Origin of the sequence: Sheuella amnicola, assembly GCF_010499255.1 — a bacterium.
Lineage (GTDB): Bacteria > Pseudomonadota > Gammaproteobacteria > Burkholderiales > Burkholderiaceae_B > Zwartia > Zwartia amnicola.
The window spans coordinates 1-14027 of the sequence record NZ_JAAGRN010000002.1 but is presented as its reverse complement, the minus strand read 5'-3'; the positions used below and the strand labels follow the sequence as shown (position 1 = coordinate 14027).

The 14027-nt window shown below is 44.4% G+C and carries 10 protein-coding genes; 6 read left to right on the top strand and 4 right to left on the bottom strand.

Features of this window, described 5'->3' with window-relative positions:
• Positions 1–209 precede the first annotated feature (209 nt).
• Both G3I67_RS02725 and G3I67_RS02720 read left to right on the top strand, forming a co-directional pair.
• Positions 210–1370 carry an amidohydrolase family protein gene (locus G3I67_RS02725; RefSeq protein WP_163651462.1) on the top strand — a complete coding sequence of 387 codons (1161 nt, stop codon included), beginning with the start codon at positions 210–212 and terminating at the stop codon, positions 1368–1370.
• A 55-nt stretch (positions 1371–1425) separates the two neighbouring features.
• Positions 1426–2592 (top strand): amidohydrolase family protein, encoded by a 1167-nt coding sequence (locus tag G3I67_RS02720; RefSeq protein WP_163651461.1) that lies wholly within the window; start codon positions 1426–1428, stop codon positions 2590–2592.
• On the opposite strand, the gene G3I67_RS02715 is transcribed toward G3I67_RS02720, so the two are convergent.
• Together G3I67_RS02715 and G3I67_RS02710 are read right to left on the bottom strand one after the other, a co-directional pair.
• Positions 2584–4803, bottom strand: a complete 2220-nt coding sequence (locus G3I67_RS02715) for an aldo/keto reductase (protein WP_163651460.1) — start codon at positions 4801–4803, stop codon at positions 2584–2586. The two genes, G3I67_RS02720 and G3I67_RS02715, sit on opposite strands and share 9 nt — an antisense overlap.
• Positions 4804–4976: 173 nt before the next feature.
• Entirely contained in the window at positions 4977–6017 is a 1041-nt protein-coding gene (locus G3I67_RS02710; RefSeq protein ID WP_163651459.1) for an NAD(P)H-dependent flavin oxidoreductase, read from the bottom strand.
• A gap of 219 nt (positions 6018–6236) precedes the next feature.
• Between G3I67_RS02710 and G3I67_RS02705 the strand changes: the two genes are divergently transcribed.
• Together G3I67_RS02705 and gdhA are read left to right on the top strand one after the other, a co-directional pair.
• Positions 6237–7424 (top strand): porin, encoded by a 1188-nt coding sequence (locus G3I67_RS02705; RefSeq protein ID WP_163651458.1) that lies wholly within the window; start codon positions 6237–6239, stop codon positions 7422–7424.
• A 153-nt stretch (positions 7425–7577) separates the two neighbouring features.
• Positions 7578–8921 (top strand): NADP-specific glutamate dehydrogenase, encoded by a 1344-nt coding sequence (gene gdhA, locus G3I67_RS02700; RefSeq protein WP_163651457.1) that lies wholly within the window; start codon positions 7578–7580, stop codon positions 8919–8921.
• Between the two features lie 23 nt (positions 8922–8944).
• On the opposite strand, the gene G3I67_RS02695 is transcribed toward gdhA, so the two are convergent.
• Positions 8945–9562, bottom strand: coding sequence for a LysE family translocator (locus tag G3I67_RS02695; protein ID WP_163651456.1), 618 nt, complete (start codon positions 9560–9562; stop codon positions 8945–8947).
• Between the two features lie 62 nt (positions 9563–9624).
• The gene (locus G3I67_RS02690) at positions 9625–10455 is read right to left on the bottom strand and encodes a class I SAM-dependent methyltransferase (protein WP_163651455.1); all 831 of its coding nucleotides are present in this window, start codon (positions 10453–10455) and stop codon (positions 9625–9627) included.
• A gap of 177 nt (positions 10456–10632) precedes the next feature.
• Between G3I67_RS02690 and G3I67_RS02685 the strand changes: the two genes are divergently transcribed.
• On the top strand, positions 10633–11682 hold the full coding sequence (locus tag G3I67_RS02685; protein WP_163651454.1) for a zinc-dependent alcohol dehydrogenase family protein: 1050 nt from the start codon (positions 10633–10635) through the stop codon (positions 11680–11682).
• Positions 11683–11835: 153 nt separating this feature from the next.
• Complete coding sequence (locus G3I67_RS02680) at positions 11836–13884, top strand: CHASE domain-containing protein (protein ID WP_163651453.1); 2049 nt, start codon at positions 11836–11838, stop codon at positions 13882–13884.
• The last annotated feature ends 143 nt before the right edge of the window (positions 13885–14027 follow it).

The following is a 14027-nucleotide window of genomic DNA, read 5'->3' as shown; positions in this document are numbered from 1 at the left end:
ATGGAATGGTTTTAAAAACCCACGTTAAGTTTACCCAGATAAAATACTAATAATTTCTTATAACAGCATTGTTACATATGTTGTAACTGGCAATTTACAACTTATACGTAAGTCATATAAACTAAATTAAATTTTGTGGATTTTTATTCGCTTATTGGTTGAAATGAGAGTATATAGTCATATCCGCACCCCTTTAAAGGAGAATTTGCGTGACGGTTGATACCAGTGTTTTTCATGGTCAAATGCTTGATTTAGATACGCATTTATGCCCAAGTCGCGATACATACGAGATCGCGGCAGGAGAGTTAGGTAGACATTTTTCCGAAGGTCTTCGACAAGCAATGGAGAAGGCAAATAAGGAAGATGCAGCAAAGATTGCAGCCATGACGGGTAATGAATCAAGCGTATTTGATGAATACTCCATTTGGCATATCAAAGGTGCTGCGGCACCTGGCGCATTTACTAGCGCCGGACGCTTGAAAGTGTTTGACAAAATGGGTGTCAAAAGAGGATTTATTTTCTCTGATCCGGGCGTGCAAATTGCAGTTTCATCATCGGATCCAATCGCAATTCCGACGATGCATCACTGGAATGATTTTGTGTTGGATTATGGTCGCGAAAATTTGGATCGTCTGCGTGTTGCCGCTATTTTGAATACGTTCAAGCGTGATGTGGCGGTTGCCGAAGCGCAACGCGTCTTGAAAATGGGCGGCAGAACATTCGTGATATCCAGCGCAGTTGTTCCGGATGAACAATCTCCTGCGTCCGCGAATATGGACCCTTTCTGGGGGTTGATGCAAGAGTCCAATTCGACTGTACTTGTTCATGCAGGAGAGCAAGGATTCATGGCAAGTCCTAATTGGGCTACGGGTGTGGATCATTTGGGTTTTCAACCTGATGATATTGCCTCTGAGGGTGAACAGATCAACACCTATTCACTTGCCACGATTCACTATCCGGTCATGAACTTGTTGACAACAATGATCTTGGGTGGAGTGTTCGAAAAATTTCCAAGATTACGATTTGGCGCGATTGAATTAGGTGCGCAATGGCTTGGACCGTTGTCGATTTATCTTGATCAGATGGCTGACATTTATCAAGATCGATTGAAGTCGGTGTTAAGCCTCAAACCATCCGAATACATCAGACGCAATGTGCGCGTCACGCCATACCGCTTCGAACCTATCGATAGAATGATTAAAAATTATGGACTGGCCGAATGTTACTGTTACAGCAGTGATTTTCCGCATCCAGAGGGCGGTACTCATCCGGTGCAGGAATTTGCAGACTGGATTAAGCCACTTGGCCAGAAACAGGCCGAGAGCTTTTTCGTCTCCAATGCCGATTGGGTGTTGCCTGCGTTGACATAAAAACTATACGTATTTAATTCCTATAAATTTCTGACTGACTTGTTGAGGCTTAAGCATGATTGATGTGACACCTTTTTTAGGCAAGATAAATGATTTGGATACTCACATCACTCCTGCCCCTGATTTTTACGAAAATGTTGCCGGTACAGAGGCAGGTAGGTTCTACGCGGAAATGTGCCGTAAAGCTCTGGACAGATTGCCTGACGACGAGCACAAATCGGATACCGTTGCAGAACTTATGGGTGCGGAGGCCAGCCAGTTTAATGACCACACAGTGTGGAATTTAAAAGGATCAGGCGCCGCCGGGGCATATACATCAGTCGGACGATTAAAAGCCTTGGATTACATGGGCGTGAATCGCGCTTTTGTTTTTGCCGATCCCGCTTTGATGATGGGAGCCTTTTCAAATACCGAACTTGGCTTTTCGGCAATGCGGGGATGGAACGATTATGCCGTTGCATTTAGCAAGACAGAACCAAAAAGATTATTACCTGTTGCATTAATCGATACTCACAACATCGACGTAGCCCTCAGCGAGACCAAGCGCATGCTTAAAGAAGGTATTCGCGCATTTGTGATTGCTAGTTCTGTACCCCCCGGTAACGGATCACCTGCTCATCCCAACTTTGACCCGTTTTGGGCATTGCTGCAAGAGGCCAATGCTACGGCGATTTTGCACGCAGGTGGCGAGCAGGGGTTTATTGCCAGTGAAGCCTGGTCAAAAGATGTAGAGCACCTTGGATTTGAAACCTCATTCCGTCATCACGGTGAGCCAGGCAATACCTACATGATGGCGAGCTTCATTTTCTCACCACAAAATTTTCTGGCCACTATTATCCTAGGCGGTGTTTTTGAAAGATTCCCCCGATTGCGTTTCGCTGTCGTGGAGCTGGGTTCAGTCTGGTTTGCTCCGCTAGGCATGCATTTGGATCATGTTGCCAGGATTTTCAGGCATCGATTAAAAGGCGTGTTGAGCATGACTCCTTCCGAGTACATGCGCAGAAACATCAGGATCACTCCTTATCATTTCGAACCTGTGGGCGACATGATAGAGCGGCTTGGTTTTGGTGAGTGTTATTGCTATAGCAGCGACTTTCCTCATCCTGAGGGCGGTATCACCCCCATACAGAATTTTGCCAAACAGATTGAACGCTTGGGGCAGAGTAACGCAGAGAAATTCTATATCTCTAATTCTGAATGGGTGATGCCGACGCTAGCCTAGCGTTAGTTCAACTTGAACATTGTCCTTGAGCGCATTGGAATACGGGCAAACTTTATTTGCCTGATCAATGAGTTCTTGGGCAAGTGTTTGATTCACCCCAGGCAGATTGATCATCAGCTTCACTGATATCGCAATCCCCTGTTGAGATGATCCTAGAGACACTCTTGCTTGTACGGATGCATTCTTGGGTATCTCAACGAGTTTCTGATTCGCAACGTAGTCTAATGCCCTTAAGAATGAAGCAGAATAGCTCGAGGCAAATAATTGCTCGGGATTGGCCGCGTTGTTTTTGCCTCCCATGATTTCTGGCAGGCTTAGCTTTAGGTTCAATAATCCATCATCACTGAAGGATTGTCCTTGGGCGCCTCCGGTCGTATGGATAACTGTTGAGTAAATTAAATTATCCAGTTTGGCTTCAGATTTCACTGGTTTTAAAAAATCTGGAATTTCATCTTTCAGTAACTTCTTATATTGCATCAACAGCGTGGGTTGATCATAAAAGAATCGCTTTCCATTGCTGAGTAAACGCAATAATCGTCTAGAAAATTTTCGCAGAACTTCGTCGCTTATGTTGTCGGTCGTGAAACGTTCCCGAGGCTCACATACCGAACTGACGAATTCCACTAGAAATCCGCGACGCGGTTGATTCGTCATGTTAGAGCACGCGCCATGCCAGACATGGCCTACCGCTAGAATCGCTGAACCTTTGGGGACAATAACTTTCAAAGCTTGATCGGGAACAGGTCCAACAGGCATATTCCCGGACCATGGTAGGTTCACACGCTGCCTTTTCTTATGTGAGTGTGGCACGACATACAGTGGACCGTTGTTTTCAGTAAACGCATCAAAAGCAATGATGGTTTGTAAAACAAGCGGGTATTCTGCAGGCGGAAGAGGACAGCCCGGATTCTGTTCGAATGGAGAATCTTGATGTGGTCCCAATGAATTGTTGTTGGGAGCAATACGGCTTGTACTTGCTGCAAGATTATCCAACTTGCAGTCCCAACCAAGTAGTGATTGAACAATCAATGAAATAAGAGGATCATCAATCAGCTCGATAATTTCGGGTGTTGTATTGAAAATACTGTCTTTGGTGAATGCACCGAAACCATCCCAGCGCCCTATTTTTTGCATTTTATTTGCATCAAGCGCGGGAAGTAAACGATCCGTGAGATCGCGAAACAATTCAGGAATAATGACAAATCCAGGCCCTTCAGTTAGGGCATGCTTAATCTCTTGTAGAAATGTATTGTCGTATAGATGAACGGATTTAAATGCGCCGTTATCAGTTAGTATTTTCGCTTCAAAGTTTGGGACTTGGTGCCTTAAATATTTCTGTTGCCTAAAATATTGACCAAAATCGGCATAACAGAATTCATTTTTATTTAACTGATCGATTTTTATTATTTCAGCATCACTGAGCAAAATAGATGATGCCTCTGCGATTTCATTAATATGCTCTAAATTGTTACTGCCAGGGATTGGGGTCACTCCATGCGCACAGCCCCATGCCAATACGATTTGTGCAGGTTTCTTCCGGTGGTTTGCAGCGATATTTTTGATCTGCTCATTCTCCAATATCGCTAATTTAGTGCCCTTCCATCCAAAATTAAATGGCGAATGGGCTACGACATGAATATCATTTTTTTGGCAAAAATTCTTAAGGGCTAAATCAAATGCAAAAGGATTAAATTCGATTTGATTACAAGCCGGTTTGATTTTTGCAATGCTAAGTAGTCGCTGAAGTTCGATAATATTGAAATTGGAAACCCCAATCGCTTTGACCAATCCGCTTGAAACGAGTAATTCAAGTCTTGGCCAGATTTCTTCAATGATAAATTCATCGGGAATGCCATCGGAGTCGATTTTGACTGGCCAGTGAATGACTAACAGATCAAGATAGCCTATCCCTAATTCCTGCACATAATTTTTGACGTTATCTTCGATGACCGAATTGATGGGATCGTAGTCGAATTGCCTGTTGTTGCCGAGTGAAGAGACCCAAAGCTTAAGACACAAAAGTACGTCGTTGCGATTGATATTGTTTTTTTGTAAACATTCTGAAAATTGGTTAAACGCACCTTTTGAGTAGTAAGTGGAGGTGTCGAAAAACCGAATGCCGCTTTTTAATGCATAGTCTAGAGCATCATAAGTTGTTCCATTATTTACTCCACAGCCTAAACCAATTGAAAATTTTTTCCAGTCAATCATTTCTTTTGCTTACTTCATAGTAGTTCGGTAGGAGACATATGCACTATTGCATAAATTGATGTCATTGTCTTTAATGTGGCGCTTTCCCTAGGTCGCGTCATCGCGGGGGTGAGCAACTGGCGCATTTATTTGTATTTTGACTTCAGTAATTTGAACATTGATAATCCTTATCGCTACGATTGCGCGATTAATAATTCCTCTTTCAAGGCAAGTACTAAATCTTTAGCTTTCAGTTTTCGGACTCTTTTGAAATCTTGTCCTGCCCACAAGCTTTGATATTCTCCATAATTAGTTTGTCCAGCCAATTGCCGGATAGGTGCTGTCATCGTATTTTGGATTGGAAAAGGTAAGACAGGTTTGTTTTCCATTAATTGGATAAATTGATTGTCAATGCCTCTTGCGGGTCTTCCTGAAAATCCTTTTGTAAATACGGAATGTCTGTTTTGTTGGGTGAGCAAGTAGTCTTTGTGCGCGCGTGATGCGCCGGACTCTTCACAACATAAAAAGGCCGTTCCCAATTGAGCTGCGACGGCACCGGCTTTAAGAGCCCTAGCAATATCAGCTCCATCCATGATCGCACCTGCTGAAATAATTGGACTGGAACACCCCTTAACCAATCGTTTTGTTAATTCAATTGTGGTCAACTTTTCATCAAATTGGTCAGGATGAAAAATCCCCCTATGTCCACCAGCCTCTATACCTTGAGCGATTACAAAATCAGCACCCGCCTTTTCAATTGAGATGGCCTCTTCTAGGTTAGTTGCAGTAATACCTACGGCAATACCTAACGAACGAGCTTTTTCCATCACACTTCGAGGTGGAAGTCCTAAATGAAAGGTCAGTATTGCCGGGCGATGTTCCCAGATCGGCTGAAGTTGATCTTCAATGTTAGGAAAAAATGGTGCCTGAGGTATGGAAATTGACGGTTCACCATCAATTGGCAAGTTTTTCAATGAAGTGATCGCTTGCTCTTGAATAGATATTGTAGGTAAGTCGACGGGACTAAATACAAAAAAATTAGCATTAATCGGACCGTTCGTTAACGCCTTGGTCGCCAATAGATCTTCACTGATCTTTTGTGGCGTGCTGTAGGCAAAGCCAAAGCTGCCAACACCTCCAACATTAGCTACCTCTGAGGCCAGTGCTGGGGTATTGATTCCACCGGCCATAGGGGCTTGAATCAATGGAACAGTTAGTTTGGAGAAATTGAACATGTTGGTTGAGTTAGAAGTTGTTCAAAGCAATGAATGTCGTAGCGGCTAGAAACTCTGAAATAGTCAGAAAAAAGTTGATAATACATGCCAGTGCTTCTAGTAATTTTCTTAATTTCAGTAGATTTCATTGACTGTTTGAGTATATGTTGGCGCAGCGCCTCGCGTCATCAATATTCCATAAATTCGCTAGACGCGTGACAGAATAAATTTTCAATTTATATGAAAAAAAATTATTACATCTTCTTATTCTCGATTTTTCTTTCGACTGCGGCTCAGAGTCAGGACAGTGTGACCTTGTATGGAATCATTGATATGGGCCTCCAATACGCAAATGTTAGTCAGCGCGAAGAAGGACCGAATTTCAATAGACAATTTCTGGGGCTCGTCACCGGCGTACAAAGTGGTTCGCGCTGGGGTATGCGTGGTAATAGTGACATAAGTGATGGCTATCAAGCGACGTTTACCCTGGAAAATGGATTTAATCCAGGTAATGGGGACGCTGCTCAAGGTGGGAGATTATTTGGACGACAATCGACGGTCGGTATAAAAAACAACAGTATTGGTCAGATTGATTTAGGACGACAGATTAACTTGGCCAGCAACTATTTTTTGCCAATGGATCCATTTGGCGAAGGCTTCGGACAGGCAAATATTGGTGCTTCATTCGGCTCAACAAATACCGTTCGCTATAGCAATATGTTGATGATTCAGGCTAAACCTATTGAATCTTTGACCGTCGGTGCCGGCTATTCATTTTCAACTGATCTCTCTGGTATCTATGCATTAAATGGCTCATGCATTCACGGTACTTGCCAAGCTACTAATGAAGGTTATCTATTTCAACCTGAAAACAACCTACGCGCGTTAACGCTGGGAGCCCAATACTCTAGTGGTCCACTTCTGTTAGCCCTGGCATATGATCAATTGCAGGGGCCTGCAAATATACCGAACGGACCACCTAAACCAAATCCTACAGCTTGGTTAATAGGTGGGCTGTACGACTTTAGAACAATCAAGCTATCACTAGTCTATGGTCAGACAAGAAATGGCACTTGGGCTGGTCAACCTTCAGGCGCAGGGATCGGACCAAATAGTCAGCTTCAAAACACCACGCTTGGAGCGGGAGCACTATTTTTGACAGGGGCAGCAACGAGCTCGTTTTTGGTAGGGATGACCGTTCCTATCGGGCAAGGAAGCATTTTGGCGTCTTTACAAAGCATGCGGTCATCTAGTGAGACATTGCCGGACTGGGTAACAGGATCTCAGTTAATTTACAGTGCTGGATATCTGTATAGTTTTACTCGCCGCACAAACCTTTATGCCTACGCGTCTTATGCAAACAATTACGCTACCGCTCAGTCCGCACAAAGCACTGTTATTGGAGTCGGACTCCGGCATCGATTTTAAAACTTACGCCGATAAGTTTAATTAAATATGCTGCGCCGGATTGAATTGGCGCTGTAATGGGCAATTTATAAAGTTTAACTTTGTATTTAGATTGCACCAATCATGTGCATGAATGCATAATCGAAGATTGTCATTCTAAATATAGTTCACATTATGAAATACACAAGCCCAAATGAGTTCATGAAATACGTCGAGCATCGTAACCACGGTCAGCCCGAGTATCTGCAGGCAGTCGATGAAGTGATGGAAAGCTTGTGGCCTTTCATACAGGCGAATCCTAAGTATTGTGAACAATCCTTGCTAGAACGATTAATTGAACCTGAAAGGGTCATCATGTTCCGGGTATCTTGGCTTGATGATCTTGGGCAAGTTCAAGTAAATCGTGGTTTTCGTATTCAGCATAGTTCTGCCATTGGCCCTTATAAAGGTGGAATAAGATTTCACCCGTCAGTCAATTTATCGATACTGAAATTTTTAGGGTTTGAACAGACCTTTAAAAATGCATTGACAACCCTTCCAATGGGTGGCGCCAAAGGTGGGTCTGATTTTGATCCTAAAGGGCGAAGCTCCAACGAGGTCATGCGTTTTTGCCAGGCATTCATCACAGAACTTTATCGACATATTGGTTCGGATACTGATGTCCCGGCGGGTGACATGGGCGTAGGCGGTCGGGAAGTTGGCTATATGGCCGGGATGATGAAAAAGCTATCCAATAGATCAGACTGCGTTTTTACAGGAAAGGGCTTATCTTTCGGAGGGTCTCTTATCCGTCCTGAGGCCACCGGTTACGGCACAGTTTATTTTGCAGAGGAAATGCTCAACCATTCGGGGCGGTCCCTTAATGGGCTTCGCGTGACTGTTTCCGGATCCGGTAATGTGGCTCAATACGCGATTGAAAAAGCAATGGCGTACGGTGCAAAAGTCTTAACTGCTTCGGACTCGGAGGGAACTGTTTTCATTGAAAAAGGTTTCACACCTGAGTCACTGGATCTCTTAATGAAAATCAAGAACATCGATTACGGTCGTGTTTGTGATTTCGCAAAGCTGGTTGATGCGCAATTTATTCCCAAAGCAAATCCATGGCATATCCCGACGGATGTTGCAATGCCCTGCGCCACGCAAAATGAACTTCATGAAACTGACGCAAAGACTTTGATCAGCAATGGCTTGCTGTGTGTGTCCGAGGGGGCAAATATGCCCTCAACCGCTCATGCCGTAAAAGCTTTTGAGCATGCCGGTGTTCTTTATGCGCCTGGCAAGGCAAGCAATGCTGGTGGCGTAGCCACTTCGGGACTAGAGATGAGTCAGAATGCATTACGTCTTTCATGGTCAAGAGAAGAGGTCGATAGACGCCTCAAGGAAATCATGCAGGACATACATAGATCATGCCTTAAATATGGCACCCGCTCGGATGGAACGGTCAGCTATGTTGACGGTGCGAATATTGCCGGTTTTGTGAAAGTCGCTGATGCCATGCTTGCGCAAGGTATTTTGTAATTCAATAGCGCAGTCTTTAAATGCTATGTTTCGCGTCGGGTTAACGCTAGAAAAGTTCCAATGCCAATTATCGTGACACCCGACAAGCGATTCAACAATCTGGCGCGTGCGGTACGCGCCAGATCTGACTTAATCAGACGATGAGCCGCAAAAACGGCTGCAATATCAACAAGCGTATTGAGCATGACACAAATGCACCCAAGAAGTACAAGTTGTGCTATCAGAGGCTCATTGGGTGAAACGAATTGAGGTAGAAAAGCCAAAAAAAACAAGGCGGTTTTTACATTCAAGCTCTCTACAACAATTCCTTCAGTAAACGCACGAGAACAGCCTTGAGAGCCGTTAGTTGGTGTGACATCAAGTTGCTCGTCTCTGCGCAATATGCGGATACCTAAATAAACAAGATAGGCCGCCCCAATATATTTAAGCAAGTTAAATGCCATTGCGGACTCAGCAATAATCAAAGATAAACCGAGTGATGAAGCAAGAACATGAACCATCCCGCCTAGGCTTGTCCCAAGGCATGATGCCAATCCTTCCTGACGACCGCCATTGACAGTTCTTGCTACCACGTATGCCAGACCGGGGCCTGGAGTTATGGCAAGTAAACAGGCGGCAAAGAGAAAGGAGATAAACGTCATTTAGTGAATAAAATAATGTTGATTTATCAAGACTGATAAAAAGATGGATTAAATGAGTATGTTTATTTTGTCGCGACAACTTGTCCAAGCATGATTCGTCCTTCTTGAAGGTTGCGACCTTGGTTTTGTGCCATTTCTTGAAAGTCTGAGCCTAACAGAATATGGAATCCAAGTGGCGGAAATCCGTTTTTACGGATTTTCTCCGCTAGAGCCACAAACCAAGTACGCGCTATCTCAGTAGTGTCAGTCCAGTTTGAAATTGTGAATCCGGCGTCGACGAGCAGATCGCGCAACTCGTTTGGCGTTACAAGAAAACTAGTGTCAGGGGTGCGTGCCCAAGGAACAGGAAACAGAACCGGACCGAAAGGACCTGCAAGTATGTCGTAGATAGCCAATGTGCCACCAGGCTTTAGAACCCTGTACATTTCTTTGTAGAGCCGAGGCTTATCCGGTATGTTCATGGACACGTGTTCTGTCCAGACTGTGTCAAACACCCCATCATTAAATGGCAAACTTGTTGCATCACCTTGGTGATAGTCAACAAGATCACTAAGCCCAACCTTCGCAGTGAGAGTTGTTGCGGCGCGACAATATTCATCCGTTAGATCAATGCCGGTCACACGGCAGCCGAATTCTTTGGCCAGACATCTTGAAGTGCCTCCTATGCCGCTACCGACATCGAGAACCCGCATGTGAGCATTTAGATCCGCGACGTGAGCGAGCTCAAGCGTTGCCGTCCGCCCACGAATATGAAACTCGTCGATCGGGGCCAAATCTTCAGGTGTGAGATGATTCAGGTCTTTTCCGGCTTGTTCCAGCGCTGCCAGAATGACACTGCCAATATCCCGACTCGCGTAATGAGTCTGGATGGCTTCATTAATTCTATTCGGCATGGACACACTCCCGGAATTGCTTGCATCGCCTCGCGTAATTGTACTGATACCGATGGTATTGAATCATGCATTGCTGTATTCTTGAGCGAATAATTAAAAATTCAGTTGGCAGGCTTTCTGCTATACGCACATCGCTTAAAAACTGAGATTTCAAAAACAGAGACAAAAGGGGCAGTCATGAAAGGTGTGGTTTTTGCCGGCAATAGACAAATCGAACTCAGAGAATTCGAAGATCCCACGCCTGGACCTGGAGAGGTTGTGCTCGAAATTAAAGCGTCCGGTATGTGCGGCAGTGATCTCAAACCATATCGCTCAGCCCAGGGAGAAGCTTTAAGAGCATTAGGCTTTTCACCCGACCAAGCTGTGATCGCGGGGCACGAGCCTTGCGGGATCGTGGTTGCTGTTGGTGCCAATGTCAATCCAAAGGTTGCGCACATAGGCAAACGTGTCATGGTTCACCATTATCGTGGTTGCGGCGCATGTCCGCATTGCTTTACCGGGTGGCAACAACTTTGCGATGAAGGGGTCAAAGAGGTTTATGGCTTAACCGGACATGGTGGACATGCTCAGTACATGAAATGTCCAGCCAATACTTTGGTGACTTTACCGGACTCACTTTCTTTTGAGACTGGCGCCGCGATATCGTGCGGAACAGGCACGGCGTGGGGGGCGTTGAAACGACTTGAATTAGCCGGCGAACAGACTATCGCAATTTTCGGGCAGGGGCCGGTTGGATTATCGGCTACTCAACTTGCCTCGGCATTAGGGGCGCGAGTGATCGCTTTGGATGTGAGTACCGAAAGATTAGCGCGTGCAAAAGAATTCGGCGCAGATGTAGTGATCAATCCAGCTGAAACCGATGCAGTAGCAGCTATTAAACAATTGACACATGGTTTGGGTGTGCACGCTTCACTTGATGCTTCATCTTCAGCAGAGGCAAGGCGTCAATGTGTTCAAAGTGTACGCACATGGGGAAAGGCCTGTCTGGTGGGTGAGGGCGGTCAGATGACCATGGATGTCAGCCCCGATATGTTGCGCAGACAGGTAACACTCATAGGATCTTGGACGTTTTCAACGGTGGGGCAAAAACAATGCGCCGATTTTATTGCTGATCGCAACATTGCCGTTGATCATTTATTCACTGAACGTTGGTCTATCAACCAGGCTGATGAGGCATATAAGTTGTTTGATAAACAGACCAGTGGGAAGGGTGTTTTTCTTTTTTGATTGAACGTGTTGATCCTCCAGTCACGCCCAGCTCCTGGATATAAGGCGAAATATCTAAACTCTATTGACTGGATTCTGTCGGATAGGTATTTTCAATACAATGATGGAATGAGTTAGCCAAACTTAATTTTAGTAATAATTGGTGGTCCATCAATGAGCATTAAAAAAAGGTCAGAAGATCAAAAGGAAAATTTACGGGAAATTTTGATTGGCCTGGCCTTTGTCGCAATTGTTGTCACTACAGTCGTATTGTGGCTGAATCTTAGAAAGTCGACAGAAGAAAGCACCAAAAATTCTTTTGAAGAATTGGCTTTTACCCAGCGCGGAATGCTTATAGACAGGATGAAAGACTATGAACAAGTCTTGCTGGGCGCGTCGGGATTGTTTGCGGCAAGTGATCACGTAAGTCGTGCCGAGTGGCGCAAATATATTGACGCACTGCACTTGGATCAAACCCTGCCGGGCATACAAGGGGTGGGATTTACGAAAATGATTCTGCCAGAAGATAAGAAATCTCATGAGCAGAGTATCCGGCAGGAGGGCTACCCAGAATACAAGATCACACCGGACGGTCAAAGGGAGATCTACAGCAGCATCATATATCTTGAACCATTTAGCGGTCGAAATATTCGCGCATTTGGTTATGACATGTACTCTGAACCTATACGCAGAGCGGCTATGCGGCGCGCTGCGGCGACTGGAAAACCCGCCTGGACGAGTAAGGTCACACTGGTTCAGGAAGATGATGTTAAAAATTCTCAACCTGGCTTTTTGGTCTATGTACCAATTTATGAAAATCAAAAACCAATCCTTACTACCAAGGAAAGAGAAGCTGCATTGATCGGATATGTCTACAGCCCTTTTCGTGCGTGGGACATGATGGGAAAGCTATTCCAAGATACGAACCGGCTTTTTGAGCTTCAGTTGTTTGCCGGATCGCCTCAAAAAGAAAATCTACTATATGAAACCGCACCACTAAATAGCCAGGCCATTTTCAAAATAGATTTACCTGTCTTAATCGGTGGTACGGAATGGACCGCGCGGTTTTGGAGTGGTCCGAATCTAAATTTGAAAGAACGTTTGAATGATCAGCTGATTCGTTACTCGGCAGTTGTTGGTATGGAATGCTTATTGTTTATGGCATTTGTTATTGATTCTAGATACCGTAGACGCGAACATAAAGCTAAGCAAGAACTTGAAAATGCTAACCGCGAAATTGGACTCATTGCATCTCTTATGCAGCAATTACAAGGTTGCAACGAGGAAAAGCAAATATTTACGCTGTTGAGAAAAATAATGGGAGAATTATTTCCCGGCACAAATGGCGGCTTTTACATGCTTAACACTCAAGGCACTGAATTGAGCTGCATGGGCGTCTGGGGCAGCCCACTTTCAATACCTGGAATGTTTAAATCCCATTCTTGTTTTGCTATACAAGAATGTCAAATGCGTTGTGTAAGCCATTCTTCAAAGTCTGACGCTAGATGTGATCATGCGGCCAGTTCACAAAAAAGCTACATATGCATGCCCTTGCTCAATAGAGGTCAAGGAATCGGAAGTATTTATCTGGAGGCTGCTAGTGAGGAAGATTTTTCGGAGTCTTTGATTAAACACTACACGAAACTTTTAACTTCCGTCGCCGACACAATTAGTTTGACTGTTTCCAATTTGCGCTTGAAAGATTCGTTGAAAGACCTCTCGATACGTGATCCGTTAACCGGACTTTACAATCGACGTTACATGGAGGAAGGATTAGAGCGCGAAATTGATCGTGCTCGGCGAATCGGACGAAGTATTGCTGTTGTGCTATTGGATGTTGATCATTTTAAAAAAATTAACGATCAGTATGGTCATGAAGCAGGCGATATCGTATTAAAGCACGTCGCAGATTTGATGAAAGATTTCAGAAGTGGTAGTGATATCGTGTGCCGTTTTGGTGGCGAAGAATTTGTTTTGATTCTTCCGGACATGTCGCCACAAAATCTTTCAGATCGCATGAACACTTTAAAACACAACATCGAGAAGATGAAGATTACATACAGAGGTGAGCAACTGCCTGTAACTACCGCATCAATTGGCATTTCCTGTTTTCCTGAAGATGGAATGGACAGAGATGCTTTGCTTCGATCTGCCGATTTAGCTATGTATCGCGCTAAACAAAACGGTCGGAATCGTATTGAGTGGTCGAATGCTGGTGCTTAAAATTAAAGTGGGATTAGAGCCTGTAAATAAATTTGTGTAAGTACCGACGGTCTATTAACCTCTCTCAGAGGAAATGACATGTTGAACACCACAATGGATCGTACCAAACTACAGGCACTTGCAGCTGAATTAGCGAAAGATAT